This window comes from Kluyvera sp. 142486, from assembly GCF_046569695.1.
In the GTDB taxonomy this organism is placed as follows: Bacteria; Pseudomonadota; Gammaproteobacteria; order Enterobacterales; family Enterobacteriaceae; genus Kluyvera.
In genome coordinates this window covers 139,801-163,059 of sequence record NZ_JBKHUI010000009.1, presented here as the reverse complement: position 1 = coordinate 163,059, position 23,259 = coordinate 139,801, and the positions used below count along the sequence as shown (strand labels likewise).

Genomic DNA, 23,259 nt, shown 5'->3' with positions numbered 1-23,259 from the left:
ACCAGTGATATTACAGAGAGCTCTGGTACGGCATGATGTTGGAACGCAGCATCTGCTGGGTACCCAGACCGTAGTTGGAACTCAGACCACGCAGCTCAATGTTGAAGCCGATGGAGTTGTCATATTTGGCCTGCCCGCCAGTCTTGCTGTTGCTGTCGTAGTCCCAGCCGTTGAGTTTACGCTCGTAGCCTACGCGGATAGCGTAGCAGCAGGAGTTGTACTGCACGCCCAGCATCTGGTCGGCGGCGCTACCGGTGTTGGTGTCATAGTAGTAAGCACCCACAACGGACCAGCGATCGACGATTGGCCAGCTTGCCGTGGCGCCTACCTGCGAAATCCCTTCACGATACTGATCGTTGGTGGAGTAGCTTGTAGGCAGCGTTGCCTGAATATATTCCGGGCTGGCATAACGGTAAGTCAACTGCACTAAACGCTCTTCGTCCCGACGCCATTCAATGGCGGTACTGCTGGTGGAGATGTTGTTCAGACGCGTATCGTACTGAACACCGCCGCGTAAGCCCCACTGGTCGCTGATGCGCCAATAGGTATCACCCGCCCAAACCAGCGAGCCCGTTTTGTCGTTTTTCTCCCAGTTAATGTTGTCATCACCGGTACGAGACTCGGTGAAATAGTAGATTTGACCAACAGAAACGTTAAAACGTTCAACGGCAGCGTCATCATAAATACGCGATGTGACGCCGGTCGTTAACTGATTTGCGGAGGCGATGCGGTCAAGGCCGCTGTAGGTACGGTCTCGGAACAGGCTAGAGTAGTCGGACTGCAGGAACGTGGAGTCGTAGTTGTTGATTTTGCTCTGATCGCGGTACGGCACGTACAGATACTGCATACGTGGTTCCAGCGTCTGGGTATAGCCCGGACTCAACGCCACATCGCGCTCAAACACCAGCTTACCGTCAACTTTCAGCTGCGGCAGGGTGCGGTTGACCGAGCTGGCTAGCTTGTTCGCGTTGGTTGAGTCGTTGTTGTAGTCGTCGATATTGCTCTGGTTATAGTGCGTTGCCAGCAGCTTCGCTTCGGTATTGAGGCTACCCCAGCGGTTGCCCAGCGGCAGACTGATGGTCGGCTCAAGGTGGAGACGCGTCGCTTCAGGCATGGTGCTGTTGCTGTTGGTGAACTTCACCGCCTGCGCATAGAGATGGGTATCAAACGGACCGACGTCGTTCTGGTAGGCGTTGATATCCAGCTGTGGCTCAGCCGAATAGGAGTTGCTGTTGCTGCGGTCGAAGACCTGGAACTGTTTCGTTGACACGGTGGCATCGAAGTTTTGCACCGCATAACCGACGCTCAGCTTTTGCGTGGCGTAGCCGTCGGTACTCGAGCCATATTTCGAGTCAAAGTCGTTGAAGTAGTCCGGATCGCTGACTTTGGTGTAGTCGGCATTGAAGCGCCATACCTGATCCATCACCCCGGCGTGCTGCCAGTAGAATAGCCAGCGGCGGCTATTCTCATCGTTAGGGTGTTCACTGGAGTAGACGCTGTCTGAAGGGAGGTAATCGAGCTCAAACAGGCCCTGACCGGCATCGGTCAGATAGCGGAATTCGTTTTCCCACATGACGCCGCTACGCTTGTCCATATAGTGCGGCGTGATGGTCGCGTCCATGTTCGGCGCGATGTTCCAGTAATACGGTAACGAGAACTCAAAGTGGTTCGTACTGCCATATTTAGCGTTCGGAATCAGGAAGCCGGAGCGACGTTTGTCACCTACCGGAAGCTGCAGATACGGGCTATAGAAGACCGGAACCGGGCCAATTTTGAAGCGGGCGTTCCAGATCTCCGCTACCTGCTCTTCGCGGTCGTGGATGACTTCGCTACCCACCACGCTCCAGGTGTTTGAGCCGGGAAGACAGGAGGTAAAGGTACCGTTTTCCAGAATGGTATAGCGGTTTTCGCCACGCTGTTTCATGACATCTGCGGTACCGCGGCCCTGACGGCCGACCATCTGGTAGTCACCTTTCCAGACGTTAGTATCTTTGGTATTCAGGTTTGACCAGGCTTTCGGCCCTTTAAGAATAACCTGATTATCATCGTAGTGAACGTTGCCGAGTGCATCGACGGTACGAACCGGTGTAGGCTGCCCTTCAGGCTGCTTTTGATGAAGCTGAACTTCATCGGCCTGCAAACGGCTATTTCCCTGATTAATATCGACGTTGCCGGTAAACACGGCGTTGTCCGGGTAGTTACCGTTCGCGTGATCGGCGGTGATGGTCACCGGCTGGTCGTTAGGTTTACCACTCACTAACGGGCGATCGTAACTGGGTACGCCAAGCATACATTGAGATGCGAGATCTGCAGCCATTCCCTGCTGGCTGTACAAGGCGCTGGCGATCATAGTCGCGAGGAGAGTGGGAATACGTTTTTTCATACGTTGTATTTGTTGTTCCGTCATCTATAGCATTGCGGCTTGCAAACGGTCAGAGACTAACGTACTCATCGTGATGACGCTAGTGTTAATGCTCGTCGGCATCTAAGTTGCATTACCGTAGGTCGCAACGTGAAATTGATCGAGTCTATCCTGCCCGTTCGTGCCAGAGGTGTTATGCACGGCATTGAATGACAGGTATGATAATGCATATTTTAGCCGCTGGCATGACGATTTGGGGAGTATATGCAGTATTGGGGAAAAGTGATTGGTGTGGCCGTCGCTCTGATGATGGGCGGAGGGTTCTGGGGCGTTGTCCTCGGGCTGCTCGTGGGCCACATGTTTGATAAGGCGCGCAGCCGTCGCATGAACTGGTTTGCCAATCAGCAGCAGCGTCAGTCGCTGTTTTTTGCCACCACCTTTGAAGTGATGGGCCACCTGACCAAATCGAAAGGGCGCGTTACCGAAGCGGATATTCATGTCGCCAGCCTGTTTATGGACCGGATGAATCTGCACGGCGAATCTCGTACCGCAGCGCAGCAGGCATTTCGCGTAGGTAAAGCCGACAACTACCCACTGCGCGAAAAAATGCGTCAGTTCCGTAGCGTCTGCTTTGGTCGTTTTGATCTTATTCGTATGTTCCTGGAGATTCAGATCCAGGCGGCCTTTGCCGACGGTTCTCTGCACCCGAACGAACGCGACGTGCTGTACGTCATTGCCGAAGAGCTGGGAATCTCCCACGCTCAGTTCGACCAGTTCCTGCGCATGATGCAGGGCGGCGCACAGTTTGGCGGCGGCTACCATCAGCAGTCTCAGGGCGGCCAGGGTGGCGGTTGGCAGCAGGCACAGCGCGGGCCGACGCTTGAAGATGCGTGCAACGTGCTGGGCGTGAAGCCGAGCGACGATGCCACGACCATCAAGCGCGCCTATCGTAAGCTGATGAGCGAACATCACCCGGACAAGCTGGTGGCCAAAGGGCTGCCGCCGGAGATGATGGAGATGGCCAAGCAGAAGGCGCAGGAAATTCAGAAAGCGTACGAGCTGATAAAAGAACAGAAGGGATTTAAGTAGGGAGCGGTGAGTTGCCGGATGGCGGCGGTCGCCTTATCCGGCCTACATTTTTTGCTGTAGGCCGGATAAGCGCAGCGCCCCCGGCAATGCACGCGAGTTAAAAATCGACCGGCGCCTTAAACGTCATGCTATTACCAAACTGCGGATGGGTAATAGTTAACGTCTCTGCATGTAGTTGCAAACGCGGCGCCATTGCTAACGCCTCGTCGTGCGCATAAAAGCGGTCGCCCAGAATCGGGTGACCCAGCGCCAGCATATGCACGCGCAGCTGGTGCGAACGTCCGGTAATTGGTTTGAGCTTCACCCGCGCGGTGTTATCCGGCGCATACTCCAGCACTTCATACTCCGTCTGCGCGGCCTTCCCGGTTTCATAACACACCTTCTGCTTTGGTCGGTTTGGCCAGTCGCAAATCAGCGGTAAATCCACCAGGCCTTCCTGCGGTTGCGGGTGGCCCCACACGCGGGCCACGTACTGCTTTTTCGGCTCGCGCTCGCGGAATTGACGCTTCAGTTCTCTTTCTGCCGCTTTGGTCAGGGCGACGACGATAACGCCGCTGGTCGCCATATCGAGGCGGTGCACGGACTCCGCCTGCGGATAGTCGCGCTGTACGCGGGTCATGACGCTGTCTTTATGCTCTTCCTGACGGCCCGGAACGGACAACAAGCCGCTGGGCTTGTTGACCACCATAATGTGCTCGTCCTGGTAGAGGATCACCAGCCACGGGTCCCGTGGCGGATGGTAGTTTTCCATGCCCATAGCGGCTCCGATTACTGGTGAGTGACGACGATAAGACGCAGCGCGTCCAGACGCCATCCCGCCTGCGACAGGCTTTCCATCACCTGCTGGCGGTTGCTTTCAATCGCGGACAGTTCGTCGTCGCGGATGTTTGGGTTCACCGCTTTCAACGCTTCCAGACGCGACAGTTCAGCGCTGAGCTTCTCGTCCGCCTCTTCGCGCGCGGCGGTAATCAGCGCCTGAGCGGCTTGCTCAATCTGCGCTTCGCCTTTTTGCAGAATAGTATGCACGTCCTGCTGCACTGCGTTCACCAGCTTGCTGCCGGTATGACGGTTTACCGCGCTGAGCTGACGGTTGAAGGTCTCAAACTCAACCTGGGTGGCGAGGTTGGTGCCGTTCTTATCCAGCAGCATGCGCACCGGCGTTGGCGGCAGGAAACGATTGAGCTGCAGCTGTTTTGGCGCCTGCGCTTCAACCACGTAAATCAGCTCAACCAGCAGCGTACCCACCGGCAGCGCTTTGTTTTTCAGCAGTGAGATGGTGCTGCTGCCGGTATCACCGGAGAGGATCAGATCCAGACCGTTGTGAATCAGCGGGTGTTCCCAGGTCAGGAACTGCGCGTCTTCGCGGGACAGCGCTACGTCACGCTCGAAGGTCACGGTGCAGCCATCTTCCGGCAGGCCCGGGAAGTCCGGAACCAGCATGTGGTCGGAAGGGGTCAGTACGATCAGGTGCTCGCCGCGATCGTCCTGGTTGATACCGACGATATCGAACAGGTTCATGGCGAAGGCGATCAGATTGGTGTCGTCATCCTGCTCTTCGATGCTTTCCGCCAGCGCCTGCGCTCTTTCACCGCCGTTGGAGTGGATCTCCAGCAGGCGGTCACGGCCCTGTTCCAGCTGGGTTTTCAGCGCTTCGTGCTGTTCACGGCAGCTCTTAATGAGATCGTCAAAGCCGTCGCTGTTTTCCGGCGCGGCCAGGTAGTTGATCAGTTGGTCATGCACGCTGTCGTAAATGGTACGGCCGGTTGGGCAGGTATGCTCAAAGGCGTCCAGACCTTCGTGGAACCAGCGAACCAGTACCGACTGGGCGGTTTTTTCCAGGAACGGGACGTGGATCTGAATATCGTGCGCCTGACCGATACGGTCCAGACGGCCGATACGCTGCTCCAGCAGGTCCGGGTTGAACGGCAGGTCGAACATCACCAGGTTGCTGGCGAACTGGAAGTTACGGCCTTCAGAACCGATTTCCGAGCACAGCAGCACCTGCGCGCCGCTATCTTCTTCGCCGAACCAGGCGGCGGCGCGGTCACGTTCGATAATCGACATGCCTTCGTGGAACACGGCGGCACGGATGCCTTCGCGCTCGCGCAGCACCTGCTCCAGCTGTAGCGCGGTGGCTGCTTTAGCACAGATTACCAGCACCTTCTGCGAGCGGTGGCTGGTCAGGTAACCCATCAGCCATTCCACGCGCGGGTCGAAGTTCCACCAGGTGCCGGTATCACCTTCGAATTCCTGATAAATCTGCTCCGGGTAGAGCATGTCGCGGGCGCGTTCTTCTGCGCTCTTACGGGCACCCATAATGCCGGAGACTTTAATCGCCGTCTGATACTGCATCGGCAGCGGCAGCTTGATGGTGTGCAGTTCGCGTTTCGGGAAGCCCTTCACGCCGTTACGGGTATTACGGAATAGCACGCGGCTGGTGCCGTGGCGGTCCATCAGCATGCTGATAAGCTCCTGACGAGCGGCTTCTGCGCCGTCGCGATCGCTGTTAGCGGTCTGCAGCAGGGCTTCGATATCCTGTTCGCCAATCAGCTCACCCAGCATGTTCAGTTCGTCGTTGCTGAGCTTGTTACCTGCCAGCAGCAGGGCGACGGCATCGGCTACCGGGCGGTAGTTCTTCTGTTCTTCAACAAACTGCTCAAAATCGTGGAAGCGGTTTGGGTCCAGCAGACGCAGACGCGCAAAGTGGCTTTCCATCCCCAGCTGTTCCGGGGTTGCCGTCAGCAGCAGTACGCCAGGCACGCGCTCGGCGAGCTGTTCAATGGCTTGATATTCGCGGCTTGGCGCTTCTTCGCTCCACACCAGGTGGTGCGCTTCGTCGACCACCATGATATCCCACTCGGCTTCGCACAGGTTTTCCAGACGCTGCTTGTTGCGGCGTACGAAGTCCAGCGAGCAGATAACCAGCTGTTCGGTTTCAAACGGGTTGTAGGCATCGTGTTGGGCTTCGGCATAGCGTTCGTCATCGAACAGCGCAAAGCGCAGGTTGAAGCGGCGCAGCATTTCAACCAGCCACTGATGCTGCAGGGTTTCCGGGACGATGATCAGTACGCGCTGAGCGGCACCGGACAGCAGCTGTTGGTGCAGGATCATCCCGGCTTCGATAGTTTTACCTAAACCCACTTCGTCCGCCAGCAGGACGCGCGGCGCATGGCGACGGCCCACGTCATGGGCGATATTGAGCTGGTGCGGGATAAGGCTGGTGCGCTGGCCGCGCAGGCCGCTCCACGGCATACGGTATTGTTCACTCTGGTATTTACGCGCGCGGTAGCGCAGCGCAAAGCGGTCCATTCGGTCGATCTGCCCGGCAAAGAGACGGTCCTGCGGTTTGCTGAACACCAGTTTGCTGTCGAGCAGCACTTCGCGCATCATGACACCGGTCTCTTCGGTGTCCTGGCGGGTGCCAATGTAGGCCAGCAGGCCATTTTCTTCTATAACTTCGTCAACGAGCAACTGCCAGCCTTCATGGCTTGTTACCGTGTCGCCGGGATTAAACATTACGCGGGTCACGGGGGAGTCGCTACGGGCATACAGACGATTCTCTCCGGTTGCCGGAAAGAGTAGGGTGACGGTGCGTGCATCCATTGCAACAACGGTACCAAGTCCCAGTTCGCTTTCTGTATCGCTGATCCAGCGTTGACCAAGTGTAAAAGGCATATGCGTTCGGCTCTATCTTTAATAAATTGCAGGCAATATTCATCCACCACCTTTATAAACAGGCGGCGAGTGAATTTGGTCCAGGAATGGAAAGGGCGCTATGGTACTGGATGGCGAGACGTTAGTCACCTGTCAAAATAGACCCAGTTGCCCAGTCACTATTGTAGCAAAATCATCGTCGACAAAGGGGAGAATTCCTTCAGCAACCGGGGCTAATTGTTTGGTCAGGTAGTGGTCGTAATCGAGCGGTGATTGCTGGTAGGCCACGGGTTCCGGGCCGTTGGTGGTCCAGACGTAGCGAATGCTGCCGCGCTGTTGGTACTGCTGCGGGCGTCCTAAGCGCACGTTGTGTTCATCGGCAAGACGGGCGGCGCGTACGTGCGGCGGGATATTTTTCTGATATTCCGCCAGTGGGCGGCGCAGTTGCTTGCGGTAGACCAGTTGTTCGTCGAGTTCGCCAGCCATCAGTTTATCAATGGTTTCAAGGATAAAGTCCCGGTACGGCTCATTGCGGAAGATGCGCAGGTAAAGCGCCTGCTGAAACTGCTGCGCCAGCGGCGTCCAGTCGGTGCGTACCGTTTCCAGCCCTTTGTACAGCATCCGCTGTTCGCTGCCTTCCTGAATCATCCCCGCATAGCGCTTTTTGCTGCCGGTATCGGCACCGCGGATGGTCGGCATCAGGAAACGGCAGAAGTGGGTTTCAAACTCCAGTTCCAGCGCGCTGGTCAGCCCTTTTTTCTGCAGCTCGTCGGCCCACCACTGGTTAACAAAATCAACCAGCGATCGGCCAATGTCCCCGGCTTCTTCTTCACCGTGAGCCCGTTTGAGCCAGACGAAGGTGGAATCGGTGTCGCCGTAAATCACGTCGTAGCCCTGAGATTCAATCAGCGCTTTGGTCTGGCGCATGATCGCATGGCCGCGCATGGTGATTGACGAGGCCAGGCGCGGATCGAAAAAGCGGCAGGCGCTGGTGCCCAGCACGCCATAAAAGGCGTTCATGATGATCTTCAGCGCCTGCGATAGTGGCTTGTTTTTATGCAGCTTGGCTTCATCGCGGGCGTGCCAGATCTGGCTGACGATCCCCGGCAGGCAGTGCTTGTCGCGAGAGAACCAGGCGTCGAGGAAACCTTCGGTGCTATGCTGCGTATCCGGGTGCGCCATGCCTTCAATCAGCCCCACCGGGTCTATCAGGAACGAGCGGATGATCGACGGGTACAGGCTTTTGTAGTCCAGCACCAGTACGGAATCATACAGGCCGGGGCGCGAGTCCATCACATAGCCGCCGGGGCTTGCCTGCGGCGGCACTTCGCCGAGGTTGGGCGCCACGTAGCCGAGGCGGTGCATGCGGGGAAAATAGAGGTGGCTGAAGGCCGCCACCGAACCGCCGTGCCGGTCAACCGCCAGCCCGTTGACCGTTGCGCGTTCCAGCAAAAACGGCATGATCTCGGTTTTGTGGAAGATGCGCGTGACCAGCTCGCAGTCTTTGAGGTTATAGGTGGCTAACGCAGGCTTATCTTCGGCGAAACGGCGGTCAATTTCGTCCATTCGGTCCCACGGGTTATCAATGGCTTTGCCTTCTCCCAGTAGCTCCCGGGCGACGTTTTCCAGTGAAAACGAGGTAAAGCTCCAGAAGGCGGATTTCAGCGCGTCGATGCCGTCGATAATCAAGCGCCCGGCGGCCTGTGCGAAGAACACGCCGTTCTTAAAACCGTGCTCGCGCCACTCCAGCTCGCTGTTGCCACGCCCTAATAGCAGCGGCACCCGGTAGCGTTCGGCGCTCTTTTGCAGCACGCGCAGGTCGAACTGCACCACGTTCCAGCCAATCAGCACGTCCGGGTCGTGCTCAGCAAACCAGGCGTTGAGCTTTTCCAGCAGTAGCGGACGGCTGGCGACATATTCAAGATGAAAATCCACCTGCGGCGGCTGCTCAGGCTCTGATCCAAGCATATAGACGGTACGCTGCCCGCAGCCTTCAAGACCAATGCAGTAGAGTTCGCCGTGGCGGCTGGTTTCGATATCCAGCGACACCCACTTCAACGGCGGCCGGTATTCCGGATTGGGTTTCATGCGCGCCTGCGTCAGCGTTGCGCCGCGCGGCGTGCCTTCCACCCATACCGGCGCGGTAATAAAACGCTCCATCAGATAGCGCTCTGGTGGACGAATATCGGCTTCGTAGACGGTAATGCCGTTTTCCCGCAGCAGTTTTTCCAGCCGCATCAGTTGGCGATGGGCGCGGCAGTAGAAGCCGAAAACCGGCTGACGGTGAAAGTCTTTAAGGGTGAGAGGAGCCAGACGCAGGCCGTTTTCGCCCTGCAGCAGGCGTTCCACCTGTGCTCGCTGAGCTTCAGGGATAAAGGCCACTGACTCCTGTGGCGGCAGCGTGACCTGCAGCGGGCCGTTATCGGTCGCCAGCCAGAAAGCCAGTTCGGTACCCTGCGGGGTATCCCGCCAGTGACGGGTAAGGAGAAAACCTGCTTGGGGCTGGGTCACGCGTGAGCTCATCCATAAAAAAACCAGGCTTGATTATAGCCTGGTTTAGGGGAGAGTGCTGGTGGTTTATACAGGGGTTGCCGGTAAGATCCCTGAGTCGCAGACGACTCCGGGGTTATTGGCCGTAATACGCTTTCGCCCCATGCTTGCGCAGATAATGTTTATCCAGCAGCGTTTGCTGCATATCCGGCAACTGCGGCGCGAGTTGGCGGCAAAAAATGCCCATATAGGCAATCTCTTCCAGCACGATGGCGTTATGTACCGCGTCTTCGGCGTTTTTCCCCCAGGCAAACGGACCGTGGGAGTGCACCAGCACGCCGGGCATCTGCGCCGGGTCGATGTCATTCTCGCGGAAGGTTTCGACGATCACCGCGCCGGTTTCCCATTCGTAGTCGCCGTTGATCTCCGCGTCGGTCATCAGGCGGGTGCAGGGCACCGAGCCGTAGAAATAGTCCGCGTGGGTAGTGCCGGTTGCCGGGATGGGCTGCCCGGCCTGCGCCCAGATGGTCGCGTGACGGGAATGGGTGTGCACGATGCCGCCCAGGGTTGGAAACGCCTGGTACAGCAGGCGATGGGTTGGGGTATCCGAGGACGGCTTTTTATTGCCTTCAACCACTTCACCGGTTGCCAGGCTCACTACCACCATATCCTCGGCGGTCATCACGCTGTAATCAACGCCGGAGGGCTTGATAACCAGCACGCCGCGCTCGCGGTCGACGGCGCTGACGTTGCCCCAGGTCAGGGTCACCAGATTGTGCTTGGGCAGTGCCAGGTTGGCTTCCAGGACCTGGCGTTTGAGATCTTCTAGCATGTTCACTCCTGAATGCCGGATGGCGCTTTGCTTATCCGGCCTACGATGCTGAATTTCCCTCACCCCGGCCCTCTCCCAAAGGGAGAGGGGGAAAGGCGAATATGCACACGATCGTTTCCCTCTCCCCATGGGGGAGAGGGTTAGGGTGAGGGGAAAATCGGCTTAACGTTTGAACCCGTAATACACTTCGTTCCAGCGCAGCGCGTCTTTAAACGCCGGCAGACGGGTGTCGTTGTCGATAACGGCAATCTCGATATCGTGCAGTTCGGCGAACTGGCGCATATCCTCCAGCGTCAGCGCGTGGCTGAACACGGTGTGGTGTGCGCCACCGGCCAGGATCCACGCTTCTGAGGCGGTTTCCAGGTTCGGATGGGCTTTCCACAGGGCGTTGGCCACCGGCAGTTTCGGCAGGTCGTGCGGGGTTTTCACCGTTTCGATGGTGTTGACCAGCAGACGATAACGGTCGCCGAGGTCAATCATGCTCGCCACGACGGCCGGGCCGGTTTGGGTGTTGAAGATAAGGCGCGCCGGGTCGGCTTTGCCGCCAATCCCCAGGTGCTGAACGTCGAGCAGCGGTTTCTCTTCTACGGCAATGGATGGGCAGACTTCCAGCATGTGCGAGCCCAGGACCAGGTCGTTGCCGCCGTTAAAGTGGTAGGTGTAGTCTTCCATAAATGAGGTGCCGCCCTGTAGACCGGTCGACATCACTTTCATAATGCGAAGCAGGGCGGCAGTTTTCCAGTCGCCTTCGCCCGCAAAGCCGTAGCCCTGCTGCATCAGGCGCTGCACGGCGAGGCCTGGCAACTGCTTCAGACCGTGCAAATCTTCAAAGGTGGTGGTGAACGCGTGGAAACCGCCTTCTTCCAGGAAGCGTTTCATCCCCAGTTCGATGCGCGCCGCGTCCAGTACGTTCTGGCGCTTATCGCCGTGGACTTGGGTGGCTGGCGTGAAGCGGTAGCTGCTTTCGTATTCGTCAATCAGCGCGTTGATTTCGCCTTCGGTCACGGCGTTAACCACCTGCACCAGGTCGCCCACCGCCCAGGTATTGACGGAGAAACCGAATTTAATCTGTGCGGCGACTTTATCGCCGTCGGTGACTGCCACTTCACGCATGTTGTCGCCGAAGCGGCACACTTTCAGCTGGCGGGTATCCTGTTTGGAGACAGCCTGACGCATCCAGGAGCCAATACGCTCGTGGGCGTGTTTATCCTGCCAGTGGCCGGTGACCACACTGTGCTGCTGGCGCATACGTGCGCCGATGAAGCCGAACTCGCGGCCGCCGTGCGCGGTCTGGTTCAGGTTCATAAAGTCCATATCAATGCTGTCCCACGGCAGGGAGGCATTGAACTGAGTGTGGAACTGCAGCAGCGGTTTGTTGAGGATGGTCAGGCCGTTGATCCACATTTTCGCTGGAGAGAAGGTGTGCAGCCAGACGACCATACCCGCACACTTGTCATCGTAGTTAGCGTCGCGGCAGATAGCGGTAATTTCATCCGGGCGCGTGCCCAGTGGTTTCAGCACCAGTTTGCACGGCAGTTTCGCTTCGGCATTTAAGGCATTGACCACCTGCTCCGCGTTTTGCGTCACCTGGCGCAGCGTTTCAGGCCCGTACAGGTGCTGGCTACCAATGACAAACCACACTTCATAATTATCAAAAACGGTCATAGTCGTATCCTTAATGAGTCAGGGCTGCCTGAGAGGCCGCGGATTTTTCTGCGGATGCAGCAGGGAGATAGTGTTGTTCGGCGCTCACGGCCCACTGCAGGTAGCGCTGATAAAGCTCTTCAAAGCGCTGAGCCTGCTGTGGACGCGGCTGTAAGGTGTGTTCGACGCGGCTTGCCATTTGTTGCTGGGCCGCCGGAATATCGCTATGTACGCCAGCGGCGACGGCGGCGAAAATGGCCGCGCCCAGCGCACAGCATTGGTCAGAGGCGACAATTTGCAGCGGACGGTTCAGAACGTCGCAGCAGGCCTGCATGATGACGCGGTTTTTACGGGCGATGCCGCCCAGCGCCATGACGTTGTTAACCGGAATACCTTGCTCGGTGAAACACTCCATAATGGCGCGGGCGCCAAAAGCGGTAGCGGCAATCAGCCCGCCGAACAGCGCCGGGGCGTCAGTGGCGAGGTTTAAGTCGGTGATCACCCCTTTCAAACGCTGGTTGGCGTTCGGGGTACGGCGGCCGTTAAACCAGTCTAGAACTACGGGGAGATGGTCAAGCGACGGGTTGTTAGCCCAGGCTTCTGTCAGGGCTGGCAGCAGCTGTTTTTGGCTGTCTTTGATCTGCGCTTTCAGCTCTGGGTGTTGAGCTGCAAGCTGTTCCAGCGGCCAGCCCAGCACGCGGCCAAACCAGGCGTAGATATCGCCGAAGGCAGACTGACCCGCTTCCATGCCGATAAAGTTCGGCACCACGCTGCCGTCAACTTGACCGCAGATGCCTTTTACCGTGCGGTTGCCGACGCTGTTTTTGTCGGCAATTAAGATGTCGCAGGTTGAGGTGCCGATAACTTTCACCAGCGCATTGGGCTGAGCACCTGCGCCCACGGCACCCATATGGCAGTCGAATGCGCCACCGGAGATCGCCACTTTGGTGGAAAGCCCCAGGCGTTCGGCCCAGTCGGCGGTCAGGTGGCCGACCGGAATATCTGCCGTCCAGGTTTCGCTAAACAGCGGGCACGGCAGGTGCTGATTCAGAATAGGGTCAAGCTCATCGAAGAACGCCGCAGGCGGCAGACCGCCCCAGCTGTCGTGCCACAGGGATTTATGCCCGGCGCTGCAGCGGCCACGGCGAATATCCTGCGGGCGAGTCGTACCGGAGAGCAGAGCAGGCACCCAGTCGCACAGCTCAATCCACGAGGCGGCAGCCTGCGCCACCGCGCTATCTTCGCGGGTAACGTGCAGGATTTTGGCCCAAAACCATTCGCTGGAATAAATGCCGCCAATATAGCGGGAGTAGTCTTCTTTGCCCGGCTGGTGGCACAGGCGGGTGATGGCTTCCGCCTCTTCTACCGCGGTGTGGTCTTTCCACAGCACGAACATGGCGTTCGGGTTGTCGGCAAACTCCTCTTTGAGTGCCAGGACGTTACCGTCGGCATCAATAGGCGCAGGCGTAGAGCCGGTGCTGTCGACGCCAATGCCGACGACATCAGCACGTTGTGCGCTGGAGAGTTCAGCCAGTACGCCTTTCAGCGCGGCTTCCATTGATTCGATATAGTCGCGTGGATGGTGGCGAAAACGGTTATTTGGCGCGTCGCAGAAACGCCCTTCCTGCCAGCGTGGATACCATTCGACGCTGGTCGCGATCTCTTCACCCGTCGCACAATCTACCGCCAGGGCGCGGACTGAGTCACTGCCAAAATCGAGGCCAATTGCGATTGCCATCGTGTTACTCCATCTCAAAGAATACGTGATAGTGAAACAGTAGATATCCCCGCCAAAAACCGTCAGGCTGGAACCGCTAATCTTATGGATAATCTTGCTGTGACCATTCAAAGTGTGACGCCGTGCAAATATTCAATGTGGACTTTTCTGCCGTCTTTATAGACACTTTAGTTGTTACCCTGAAGAGGGCTGATTTGCGGATTTGCTCTCTGAATGCCTTGTTCATCAAGGGATGTCTGAAGCAAGGCCGACATTGCGCCTAAACTATGCTGGGGATAACGCTAAAAAGCCGAATATGGATAATTGGTTTCTTCTGAGATAAGCGAGAGCGAGCAGCCATGGCTGAAATGCAAAACGATCCCCTGCTACCGGGCTATTCATTTAACGCCCATCTGGTGGCGGGCTTAACGCCGATTGAAGCCGGTGGCTATCTGGATTTCTTTATCGATCGTCCGCTGGGTATGAAGGGGTTTATCCTCAACCTGACGGTGCGCGGTGAAGGGGTAATAGAGAATCAGGGCAAGCAGTTCGTCTGCCGACAGGGCGATATGCTGCTGTTCCCTCCGGGTGAGATTCATCACTATGGTCGCCATCCGGACGCCAGCGAGTGGTATCACCAATGGGTCTACTTCCGCCCGCGCGCCTATTGGCACGAGTGGCTCAACTGGCCAGCCATCGTCGCGCAGACCGGTTTTTATCGCCCGGATGAAGCGCATCAGGCGGAGATCTCCGAGCTTTTTGGCAAGATTATCGACGCCGGGCAGGGCATCGGGCGCTACTCTGAGCATCTGGCGATTAACCTGCTGGAGCAGTTGCTGCTGCGCCGTATGGAAGCCATCAATGAATCGCTGCATCCGCCGATGGACAACCGCGTACGCGATGCCTGCCAGTACATCAGCGACCACCTTGCAGATAGCCATTTCGATATCGCCAGCGTCGCGCAGCACGTGTGCCTGTCGCCGTCGCGTCTGTCGCATCTATTCCGCCAGCAGCTTGGGGTGAGCGTGCTGAGCTGGCGCGAGGATCAGCGCATCAGCCAGGCTAAACTGCTGCTCAGTACCACGCGCATGCCTATCGCCACGGTGGGGCGCAACGTTGGCTTTGAGGATCAGCTCTATTTCTCCCGCGTATTTAAAAAATGCACCGGCGCGAGCCCCAGCGAATTCCGCGCGGGATGTGAATAAAAAGTAAAGAAAAGGAAATGCGGTGTGTTGGTTTTTGTCTTTGCCAGTAAACTCTAAAGACAATTGAAGGCTTGACGATGGGGGAGACGCTCTGGAGAATCCCTGCTTCGTTTTCAAACCGGACACACTATGCAAGCACTGCTGGAACACTTTATTACTCAGTCCACGACCTATTCGCTGATTGCGGTGGCACTGGTGGCGTTTCTGGAATCTCTGGCGCTGGTCGGGTTGATTCTGCCGGGGACCGTGATGATGGCGGGGCTGGGCGCGCTTATCGGCAGCGGTGAGGTGAACTTCTGGCAGGCGTGGCTGGTGGGCATTATTGGCTGCCTGCTGGGCGATTGGGTCTCTTTCTGGCTGGGCTGGCGCTTTAAAAAGCCGCTGCACCGCTGGTCATTTATGAAGAAAAACAAGGCGCTGCTGGATAAAACCGAGCATGCGCTCCATCAGCACAGCATGTTCACCATTTTGGTAGGGCGTTTCGTCGGCCCAACGCGCCCGCTAGTGCCGATGGTCGCCGGTATGCTTGACCTACCGGTTTCTAAGTTTATTACCCCTAATATTATTGGCTGCCTGCTGTGGCCGCCGCTCTACTTCCTGCCCGGTATTCTCGCCGGGGCAGCTATCGACATTCCTGCGGATGAGCACAGCGCGAGCTTTAAATGGCTGCTGCTGGCGGCGGCGCTGCTGCTGTGGCTGGCGGCGTGGCTCTGCTGGCGCTTATGGCGCAGCGCAAAAGAGAATCACGATCGCCTGAGCGCGCTGTTAACGCGCCAGCGCCTGCTGCTGCTGGCGCCGCTGATGCTGGGTGTAGGTGTGGTGGCGCTGGTGAGCGTGATTCGCCACCCGCTGATGCCGGTATATATCGAGATTTTGCGGAAGGTTGTGGGGCTGTAGTGTGCCGGATAAGGCGCAGCCGCCATCCGGCAGAACATCACGCCCGAATCCCCAGCAGCGCAGACGCGCTGGCTTTCCCGCTCAATAACGCCTGCGTGTCGCCATCCCAGGCGATACGCCCTTCCGCGACCACCATCGCGCGCGGCGCAATCCTTGCCGCATCCTCGACGCTGTGTGAAACCATCAGCAACGTTAAGTTTTGCCGCTGACACACTTCATCAACCAGCTGTAGCATCTCCTGACGCAGCGCCGGGTCGAGCGCTGAAAAGGGTTCATCCAGCAGTAAAATCGGCTGCTCGCGTACCAGACAACGCGCCAACGCGGCGCGTTGGCGTTGCCCGCCGGAGAGTTCTCCTGGCAGCCTGTCCAGCATCGACTCAATGCCCATCTGCCCGGCAATCACCTGTAATTTTCGCTGTTGCTCAGCGGTGAGCGCCAGGCGTGGACTCATGCCCAGCCCTATGTTCTGGCGTACGGTCAGATGGCTGAAGAGATTGTTTTCCTGAAATAACATCGACACCGGGCGCTGCGACGGTGGCGTATGGGTATGCACCCGGCCTTCAAGCATCAATGTGCCGCTGGCGGGCGTCAGAAAGCCGGCAATCAGGTTCAGCAGCGTCGATTTCCCCGCGCCGCTGGGGCCGAGAATAGCCACTTTTTCGCCCTGAGCAATCGAGGTGCTAAAGCGCATCGGCAGGTGCTGGTAAAGCCAGGTGACATCATTCAGTTTTAGCATGGCGTCCGGGTAACTTTTCAATAACGGTGAACAGCAGGAAGCAGAGCAGCAGCAAAATCAACGCGGTGACCGCGCCATCCTGGCTGCGGTAGGCGCCGATTTGCTGGTAGAGATAAAACGGCAGCGTACGGAAATTCTCATTGCCGAACAGCGCCACCACGCCGAAATCACCAATCGACAGCACGCAGGCAAAGGCCAGCGCCTGCGCCAGTGGGCGTTTCAGGGCGCGCAGTTCAACCACCTTCAGGCGATTAAAACCAGAAAGCCCCAGCGATTCGCACAGAATGCTGTAACGGGCGGTAATATCGCGCATCGGCGTTTCCAGCACCTTGAGGGCATAAGGTACCGCCATCAGGGCGTTGGTGAAAATCACAATGCCGTCGGCGGAGTCGGGTAGACCGACGGTATTGTTGAGTAGCAGAAAGAAGCCGGTCGCCAGTACGATACCCGGCATGGCGAGGATCAGCATACCGCTCAGCTCGATTGCCTGCCCGGCCAGCGGCTGGTTGCGGGCGCGCAGCTCGCGGCTGCTCCACAGCAGCATCATGGTTAGCGCCACGCAGATAACTCCGGCGGCAATGGCGATGCGTAACGAGGTGCCCAGCGCTTGCCAAAGTACCGGCTGGGTAAAGACCTGGAACATGGATGGGTTGATGCCGTCAACCACCACCGCCAGCAGCGGGGGCAGCAGCAGCAGCAGGGTGAGGAGAATCAACAGTGTGTCGGTTACCCGGCTGTGCCAGCGGTCATCCGGGTCGCGCCAGCCGTGAACGTGGCTGTTGCCGACGGCAATCGCCCGGCTTAATCGTTGGCTTAATAGCACCAGCATCAGACAACACCCCATCTGAATCAGCGCCAGCATCGCTGCGCGTGCCGGATCATAATCAAAATTCAGCGACTGGTAGATAGCCAGCTCGATGGTCGTCGCGGAAGGCCCGCCGCCGAGTGAAAGCACGGTGGCAAAGCTGGCGAAGCAGAGCATGAAAATCAGGGTGGCGATGGGCAGGATCTGCCGACGCATCCACGGCCACTCCACCAGACGGAAGAACGGGGAGCCGCGCATTCCCAGTTGAGCAGCAAGCTGGCGCTGCTCGCCGGGGATCTGCTCCAGCGCCTGTAATAGCAGACGGGTCGCCATTGGCATATTAAAGAAGACGTGCGCCAGCAAAATGCCCTGCAGGCCGTAGGGCGAGAAGCTCCACTGCCAGCCAAGCCAGGCAAAAAGCTGGGCCAGCCAGCCCTGGCGACCGTATACGCTCAGAATGCCGAAGACGGCGACCAGCACCGGGAGAATCAGCGTCATCGCGCACAACCGCAGCAGCAGCGTGCGGCCTGGGAAACGCCGTCGGTAAAGCGCCCGGGCAAGGAAAATCGCGGGGACGACCGACAGCAGCGCCGACAGGAACGCCTGCCAGAAGGAGAAACGCACCACGTGCCACAGATAGCTATCGCCGAGCAGCGTTGACCACGACGTTTCCGGCGCGTTTAGCCACAGCGCCAGAAACGCCGCCAGCGCGACGGCAACCATCAGCGTGGTTGCCGTCAGCCCTGGATACAGCCAGCGAGGGATTAGCGGCTGGCTGCGCGAAGCCATGCGTTAATCCAGTTTTGACGTTCGGAGGCCACCTGCTGCGGGGTGAATTCCAGCGCAGTTTGCGGTTTCACCAGGCCATTAAAGCCTTCTGGCAGCGTGACGTTGGTCACCGGATACATCCAGTTGCCGGTTGGAATGGTGTTCTGGAAGGCCGGAGAGACCATAAACTTCAGGAACTCGTCAGCCAGTTTCTGCTGTTTGCTGGCTGCGGTTTTCGCTGCCACTTCCACCTGCAGATAGTGGCCTTCGCTAAAGTTCGCCGCCGCGTAGTTGTCCTTCTTTTCGTCGATAATGTGGTACGCCGGAGAGGTGGTGTAGCTCAGCACCAGGTCGCTTTCCCCTTTCAGGAACAGACCGTAGGCTTCACTCCAGCCTTTGGTGACGGTGACCGTTTTCGCCGCCAGTTTCTGCCAGGCTTCCGGGGCTTTGTCACCGTAGAGTTTTTGCATCCACAGCAGCAGGCCAAGGCCCGGCGTGCTGGTGCGTGGGTCTTCATAAATTACGCGCCATTTCTGGTCGCTCTCAACCAGTTCCTTCAGGCTTTTCGGCGGGTTCTTCAGCTTGTTTTTATCGTAGACGAAGGCGAAGTAACCGTAGTCGAACGGCACGAAGGTGTCGTTGTTCCAGCCGCCCGGTACGGTAACGGCGGTGGCGGGAACGTTGCTTTTAGCAAACAGCTTGGTGTCGGTTGCTGCCTGCAGCAGGTTGTTATCCAGCCCCAGCACCACGTCGGCTTTGCTGTTTTTGCCTTCCATGCGCAGACGGTTGAGCAGCGAAACGCCGTCTTCCAGCGCCACGTACTTCAGCTCGCAATTGCAGTCGGCTTCAAACGCTTTTTTCACCGCCGGGCCAGGGCCCCAGTCGGCGGCAAAGGAATCATAGGTGTAGACAGTCAGTACAGGTTTGGCGAGGGCCGGAGCGGCAACCAGCACCAGCAGGGGGAGTAATTTTTTGAGCACTTTGCACCTTTATAAAATGGTGGCAAAGGATTTTGAGTTAGCCTCAAATCCCTTCGCCGGGATTATCCGGATCAGGTTCGACGGGTATTTTCTCAGCTCGCGCACTCGGCGCAGCACCCCGTTGAGAACGGCACATTGTAATGATTACGTGAATAAATCAAAAGCCTTAAGGATCCGGCGGTGCAAACCAGGCCGATTTAAAGTCGAACCAGCCCAGGGTGTTCATGCGAACGCCGCGCATACTGCGCTGGCCTTGTAGCATCAGCCAGTGGTGGATCAGCGGTACAATGGACTGATTTGCCAGCAGACTTTGGCACCAGTCGGGCAGTGAAAGTTCTCCTATGCGCCAGCGCTGCGCGTCCTGCTCCCAGTCGATGGGAATACAGTGGCGGATCAGCGGCACTTCATAAAGGTAGGCAAAGATCGAGAAGTCGAGCGGTAGCGTAAAGTTGGCGCTGTTCAGCCAAATATCGCTGACCACTTCCCCGCGATGCCACTCGTCGTAATCCACTTCCTGAATAACCAGTTTGACCTGATGGGCCGCCAGCAGCGCTTCCATGATCTGACCGATCGTCCGGTGTTCAACGTGATCGCGGTAGTAGGTGAGGGTGACCGACTCAAGACCTGCCGGTTTCTCGCAGGCGTGGCTGCGGGCATGGTGCCATCGGGGCAGCAGGCCGTAGGCCGGGAACCAGTGGCTCTGGTGCTGCTCGCCCGCGTGATACAGCAGGTTGTTCGGGTGGAAAATGTGGCTCAGCCACTGACGTACCGCCGGGTTGTTGCCGCGTGAACTGCGCGCGTCAAACAGCAGATAGTAGCAGCCCTCTTCGAGGCGGCTTTCCACCGCTTTTTCGCTCTGGGTGGTACCCTGAAGCGTCAGGCCGCCGTTCGGCTCGTCGCTGATTTCCGGCAGCACCCAAACGTTCACCTCGTCAATCAGCGCCCGGAAACCGAAATAGTCATCAAACGCATGAATCTTCAGCTGGTTTTGATTGTTGCGGGCGACGGCATACGGCCCGGTACCCACCGGCATGCGCGAGAAATCGCTGAGCGATTGCCACTCACGCGGCAGAATCATCGCTGATACCTGGCCCAGCAGCCATGGCAGCCAGCGGTCGGGCTCGCTCAGATGGACATCGAGCGTCCAGGCGGTAGGGGAATGAATGCGCGTGATGTTGGAAAAGAGCGACAGCGTCATGCTGCGATGCAGTGAACTGATAACGTCGTCCATCTCCAGTTCGCGGCCGTGATGAAAATGAATGCCGGGACGCAAGTAAAAACGCCAGTGTAATGGGGATATGGCCTGCCAATGATGCGCAATATCCGCTTCTAGTTCCCCATTTACCTCATTTACCCGGGTCAGCGCGCTGAAGATTTGCCGCGCAATATGGGTTTCCGAGCGCCGGAGCGCTGTTCCCGGCAGCAAATTACGCATAGGACGGTAGTAAAGCACCCGCAGAATATGTCGCCCCTGACGGAAGCTGCGGCCCAGATGTGACACCAGCATCTGACGCACCGCAGCCTTGTCACCGACCAGTTGCACCAGTTGATCGATCCTATCCTGCTCAAGCAGGTCTTCCGCGCGCTGCTGCTGAAGCGCCAGCCCGGTATAGAGGAAAGTCAGCTTAGAGCGCTTACCGCGCCCGGCTTCCGCCTCCCAGGTCAACCATCCGCGCGCCTCCATGGTGTTTAACAGCGTGCGCATATGGCGGCGGGAGCAGCTCAGCAGCTCGGCCAGTGCGTTGAGCGTGGTTTCCTGTGATTTTCCCTCACAGCACTGCCACAAACGGATGAACTGCTGCTGTAATCGACCTGAAGGCATAAAAGGGGAACTCCTGATAAAAACTCAGCAATTTATTAATCCCTATATTAAGCCAATAATTGATTTCGATGAAGCGAAGGGGAAATGAGGAGGTCACCATGTATCAGTTCTACCGGCGTTATTTCTCTGCCACCAAAAATGTTTCCTGGCTGGCCCGTCAGGCGACTGCACAGCGGCTTGAAGTGCTGAACTATCTGATGCAGTGGGAAGTTACGAACCCGACCTCTGAGTATTAATTCGCCTAATCATGTGTGACTGAGTATTTGCCAGCAGGTATCATCTGCTGGCTTTTTTTTATTCTTTTGCGAAAGGATTTCTGATGCTCTGGTTAATGACGATGGGACGACGTCTCAACGGTGTGTATGCCGCCTTTATGCTGGTGGCATTTATGATGGGGATAGCGGGCGCTTTGCAGGCACCGACGCTGAGCCTGTTTCTTAGTCGTGAGGTCGGGGCACAGCCGTTTTGGGTAGGGCTGTTCTACACCGTCAACGCCATCGCCGGGATAGTCGTCAGCCTCGGGCTGGCAAAACGATCCGATAACCGGGGCGATCGCCGTAAGCTGATCATGTTCTGCTGCCTGATGGCGGTGGGTAACGCGCTGCTCTTCGCCTTCAACCGCCACTACCTGACGCTGATTACCTGCGGTGTGCTGCTGGCCTCGATCGCCAACGCCGCTATGCCGCAGCTGTTCGCGCTGGCGCGCGAATATGCCGATAGCTCGGCGCGCGAAGTGGTGATGTTCAGTTCGGTAATGCGTGCGCAACTGTCGCTGGCGTGGGTGATTGGCCCGCCGCTGGCCTTTATGCTGGCGCTCAACTATGGCTTTACCGCCATGTTTTCCATTGCTGCCGCCATTTTCGTCATCAGCCTGGCGCTGATCGCCCTGACGCTACCGTCGGTGGCGAGGGTCGAACAGCCCACCGACGTGGTACAGAACCAGATTAGCGGCTGGAAAGATAGCAACGTGCGGATGCTGTTTATCGCTTCCACGCTGATGTGGACCTGCAACACCATGTATATCATCGACATGCCGTTGTGGATCAGCAGCGATCTCGGCCTGCCGGATAGCCTGGCGGGGATCCTGATGGGCACGGCGGCGGGGCTGGAAATTCCGGCGATGATCCTCGCGGGTTACTATGTGAAGCGCTTTGGTAAGCGGCGGATGATGGTAACGGCGGTGGCCGCCGGAGTGCTGTTCTACGTCGGATTGATTTTCTTCCACAGCCACACATCGCTGCTGGTGCTCCAGCTGTTCAACGCGGTGTTTATCGGTATTGTCGCCGGGATTGGTATGCTGTGGTTCCAGGACCTGATGCCGGGTCGTGCGGGGGCCGCAACCACGCTGTTTACCAACAGCATTTCAACCGGGGTGATTCTGGCGGGGATTATTCAGGGTGCGCTGGCGCAGAGCTTTGGCCACTTCTCGGTGTACTGGGTGATTGCTGGGATTTCAGTGGTGACGCTGGTGATGACCGGGCGGGTGAAGGACGTTTAGTGTGGTGCAGTCCCGGCGTCGATGCGCTCGGCCGGGCTACGCCGGATGGCGGCGTAAACGCCTTATCCGGCCTACAATTGGCACGCGTTTGTAGCCCGGACAGGGCGCGAACGCGCCGCCTCCGGGGAGGCAGCGATGTGACGGGTTACTGCATAAACGCCGGCTGCTTGTTTTCGTAAGCAGAAATAGCGTCTTCATGCTGCAGCGTCAGGCCAATACTATCCAGCCCGTTCAGCATGCAGTGGCGACGGAAGTCGTCAATTTTAAAGCTGTAGGATTTCTCCCCCGCCTTCACCACCTGTGCTTCCAGATCCACTTCAAACGTAATGCCCGGGTTGGCTTTCACCAATTCAAACATTTCGTCGACCTGCGCATCGCTCAGGGTGACCGGCAGCAGCTGGTTGTTAAAGCTGTTGCCGTAAAAGATATCGGCGAAGCTTGGGGCAATCACCACTTTAAAACCGTAGTCGGTCAACGCCCACGGTGCGTGTTCGCGTGACGAACCGCAGCCGAAGTTTTCGCGCGCCAGCAAAATGGAAGCGCCTTTGAACTCAGGGAAGTTCAGTACGAACTCTGGGTTCGGCTGCTCGCCTTTGTCGTCGAGGAAGCGCCAGTCGTTAAACAGGTGCGCGCCAAAGCCGGTGCGGGTCACTTTCTGCAAAAACTGCTTTGGAATGATGGCATCGGTATCGACGTTCGCGGCATCCAGCGGCACCACCAGTCCCGTATGTTGGGTAAATTTCTCAGCCATGATGGTGTT

At 57.7% G+C, this 23,259-nt stretch carries 17 protein-coding genes and 1 riboswitch; of the genes, 5 read left to right on the top strand and 12 right to left on the bottom strand.

Annotation, left to right across the window (positions count from 1 at the left end):
* Window positions 1–10: 10 nt before the first annotated feature.
* Window positions 11–2,383: an LPS assembly protein LptD gene (lptD, locus tag ACLGE8_RS12110; RefSeq protein ID WP_410998740.1), complete on the bottom strand. Its 2,373-nt coding sequence runs from the start codon at window positions 2,381–2,383 to the stop codon at window positions 11–13.
* Between the two features lie 243 nt (window positions 2,384–2,626).
* On the opposite strand from lptD, the gene djlA reads away from it, so the two are divergent.
* Window positions 2,627–3,451, top strand: coding sequence for a co-chaperone DjlA (djlA, locus tag ACLGE8_RS12105; protein WP_185668590.1), 825 nt, complete (start codon window positions 2,627–2,629; stop codon window positions 3,449–3,451).
* A gap of 97 nt (window positions 3,452–3,548) precedes the next feature.
* Here djlA and rluA read toward each other — a convergent pair whose 3' ends face one another.
* The 6 genes from rluA to araB form a co-directional block, all read right to left on the bottom strand.
* Window positions 3,549–4,208 carry a bifunctional tRNA pseudouridine(32) synthase/23S rRNA pseudouridine(746) synthase RluA gene (gene rluA / locus ACLGE8_RS12100; protein ID WP_185668589.1) on the bottom strand — a complete coding sequence of 220 codons (660 nt, stop codon included), beginning with the start codon at window positions 4,206–4,208 and terminating at the stop codon, window positions 3,549–3,551.
* Window positions 4,209–4,219: 11 nt separating this feature from the next.
* Window positions 4,220–7,126 (bottom strand): RNA polymerase-associated protein RapA, encoded by a 2,907-nt coding sequence (gene rapA / locus ACLGE8_RS12095; protein WP_410998737.1) that lies wholly within the window; start codon window positions 7,124–7,126, stop codon window positions 4,220–4,222.
* Window positions 7,127–7,258: 132 nt separating this feature from the next.
* A complete protein-coding gene (gene polB / locus ACLGE8_RS12090) occupies window positions 7,259–9,628 on the bottom strand; it encodes a DNA polymerase II (protein ID WP_410998735.1) in 2,370 nt (789 codons plus the stop codon).
* 103 nt (window positions 9,629–9,731) lie between these two features.
* Window positions 9,732–10,427, bottom strand: coding sequence for an L-ribulose-5-phosphate 4-epimerase (gene araD / locus ACLGE8_RS12085; RefSeq protein WP_185668586.1), 696 nt, complete (start codon window positions 10,425–10,427; stop codon window positions 9,732–9,734).
* Window positions 10,428–10,589: 162 nt separating this feature from the next.
* Window positions 10,590–12,092, bottom strand: coding sequence for an L-arabinose isomerase (gene araA / locus ACLGE8_RS12080; RefSeq protein ID WP_410998733.1), 1,503 nt, complete (start codon window positions 12,090–12,092; stop codon window positions 10,590–10,592).
* A gap of 10 nt (window positions 12,093–12,102) precedes the next feature.
* Window positions 12,103–13,809 (bottom strand): ribulokinase, encoded by a 1,707-nt coding sequence (gene araB / locus ACLGE8_RS12075; RefSeq protein WP_410998731.1) that lies wholly within the window; start codon window positions 13,807–13,809, stop codon window positions 12,103–12,105.
* A gap of 338 nt (window positions 13,810–14,147) precedes the next feature.
* Between araB and araC the strand changes: the two genes are divergently transcribed.
* Both araC and ACLGE8_RS12065 read left to right on the top strand, forming a co-directional pair.
* Complete coding sequence (araC, locus tag ACLGE8_RS12070; protein ID WP_185668583.1) at window positions 14,148–14,993, top strand: arabinose operon transcriptional regulator AraC; 846 nt, start codon at window positions 14,148–14,150, stop codon at window positions 14,991–14,993.
* Window positions 14,994–15,122: 129 nt separating this feature from the next.
* Window positions 15,123–15,890, top strand: coding sequence for a DedA family protein (locus ACLGE8_RS12065; protein WP_410998729.1), 768 nt, complete (start codon window positions 15,123–15,125; stop codon window positions 15,888–15,890).
* 37 nt (window positions 15,891–15,927) lie between these two features.
* Here ACLGE8_RS12065 and thiQ read toward each other — a convergent pair whose 3' ends face one another.
* From thiQ to sgrR, 4 genes are all read right to left on the bottom strand, one after another.
* The gene (gene thiQ / locus ACLGE8_RS12060; protein WP_410998727.1) at window positions 15,928–16,626 is read right to left on the bottom strand and encodes a thiamine ABC transporter ATP-binding protein ThiQ; all 699 of its coding nucleotides are present in this window, start codon (window positions 16,624–16,626) and stop codon (window positions 15,928–15,930) included.
* Window positions 16,610–18,220 (bottom strand): thiamine/thiamine pyrophosphate ABC transporter permease ThiP, encoded by a 1,611-nt coding sequence (thiP, locus tag ACLGE8_RS12055; protein WP_410998725.1) that lies wholly within the window; start codon window positions 18,218–18,220, stop codon window positions 16,610–16,612. The genes thiQ and thiP overlap by 17 nt, the downstream gene beginning before the upstream one ends.
* Window positions 18,196–19,179, bottom strand: a complete 984-nt coding sequence (gene thiB / locus ACLGE8_RS12050) for a thiamine ABC transporter substrate binding subunit (RefSeq protein ID WP_410998723.1) — start codon at window positions 19,177–19,179, stop codon at window positions 18,196–18,198. The genes thiP and thiB overlap by 25 nt, the downstream gene beginning before the upstream one ends.
* 30 nt (window positions 19,180–19,209) lie before the next feature.
* Window positions 19,210–19,310, bottom strand: a riboswitch (TPP riboswitch).
* 35 nt (window positions 19,311–19,345) lie between these two features.
* The gene (sgrR, locus tag ACLGE8_RS12045) at window positions 19,346–21,001 is read right to left on the bottom strand and encodes an HTH-type transcriptional regulator SgrR (RefSeq protein WP_410998721.1); all 1,656 of its coding nucleotides are present in this window, start codon (window positions 20,999–21,001) and stop codon (window positions 19,346–19,348) included.
* Window positions 21,002–21,099: 98 nt separating this feature from the next.
* Between sgrR and sgrT the strand changes: the two genes are divergently transcribed.
* Entirely contained in the window at window positions 21,100–21,237 is a 138-nt protein-coding gene (gene sgrT / locus ACLGE8_RS12040; protein ID WP_115074862.1) for a glucose uptake inhibitor SgrT, read from the top strand.
* Window positions 21,238–21,320: 83 nt separating this feature from the next.
* On the top strand, window positions 21,321–22,499 hold the full coding sequence (locus ACLGE8_RS12035) for a sugar efflux transporter (RefSeq protein ID WP_410998719.1): 1,179 nt from the start codon (window positions 21,321–21,323) through the stop codon (window positions 22,497–22,499).
* A gap of 145 nt (window positions 22,500–22,644) precedes the next feature.
* Here the strand turns inward: ACLGE8_RS12035 and leuD are convergent, their stop codons facing one another.
* Window positions 22,645–23,250, bottom strand: a complete 606-nt coding sequence (leuD, locus tag ACLGE8_RS12030; RefSeq protein WP_185668575.1) for a 3-isopropylmalate dehydratase small subunit — start codon at window positions 23,248–23,250, stop codon at window positions 22,645–22,647.
* Window positions 23,251–23,259 lie beyond the last annotated feature (9 nt).

Coding starts and splice junctions, on each gene's coding strand:
- lptD (WP_410998740.1), bottom strand. CDS start 2,383: ATGAAAAAACGTATTCCCACTCTCCTCGCGACTATGATCGCCAGCGCC.
- djlA (WP_185668590.1), top strand. CDS start 2,627: ATGCAGTATTGGGGAAAAGTGATTGGTGTGGCCGTCGCTCTGATGATG.
- rluA (WP_185668589.1), bottom strand. CDS start 4,208: ATGGGCATGGAAAACTACCATCCGCCACGGGACCCGTGGCTGGTGATC.
- rapA (WP_410998737.1), bottom strand. CDS start 7,126: ATGCCTTTTACACTTGGTCAACGCTGGATCAGCGATACAGAAAGCGAA.
- polB (WP_410998735.1), bottom strand. CDS start 9,628: ATGAGCTCACGCGTGACCCAGCCCCAAGCAGGTTTTCTCCTTACCCGT.
- araD (WP_185668586.1), bottom strand. CDS start 10,427: ATGCTAGAAGATCTCAAACGCCAGGTCCTGGAAGCCAACCTGGCACTG.
- araA (WP_410998733.1), bottom strand. CDS start 12,092: ATGACCGTTTTTGATAATTATGAAGTGTGGTTTGTCATTGGTAGCCAG.
- araB (WP_410998731.1), bottom strand. CDS start 13,809: ATGGCAATCGCAATTGGCCTCGATTTTGGCAGTGACTCAGTCCGCGCC.
- araC (WP_185668583.1), top strand. CDS start 14,148: ATGGCTGAAATGCAAAACGATCCCCTGCTACCGGGCTATTCATTTAAC.
- ACLGE8_RS12065 (WP_410998729.1), top strand. CDS start 15,123: ATGCAAGCACTGCTGGAACACTTTATTACTCAGTCCACGACCTATTCG.
- thiQ (WP_410998727.1), bottom strand. CDS start 16,626: ATGCTAAAACTGAATGATGTCACCTGGCTTTACCAGCACCTGCCGATG.
- thiP (WP_410998725.1), bottom strand. CDS start 18,220: ATGGCTTCGCGCAGCCAGCCGCTAATCCCTCGCTGGCTGTATCCAGGG.
- sgrR (WP_410998721.1), bottom strand. CDS start 21,001: ATGCCTTCAGGTCGATTACAGCAGCAGTTCATCCGTTTGTGGCAGTGC.
- sgrT (WP_115074862.1), top strand. CDS start 21,100: ATGTATCAGTTCTACCGGCGTTATTTCTCTGCCACCAAAAATGTTTCC.
- ACLGE8_RS12035 (WP_410998719.1), top strand. CDS start 21,321: ATGCTCTGGTTAATGACGATGGGACGACGTCTCAACGGTGTGTATGCC.
- leuD (WP_185668575.1), bottom strand. CDS start 23,250: ATGGCTGAGAAATTTACCCAACATACGGGACTGGTGGTGCCGCTGGAT.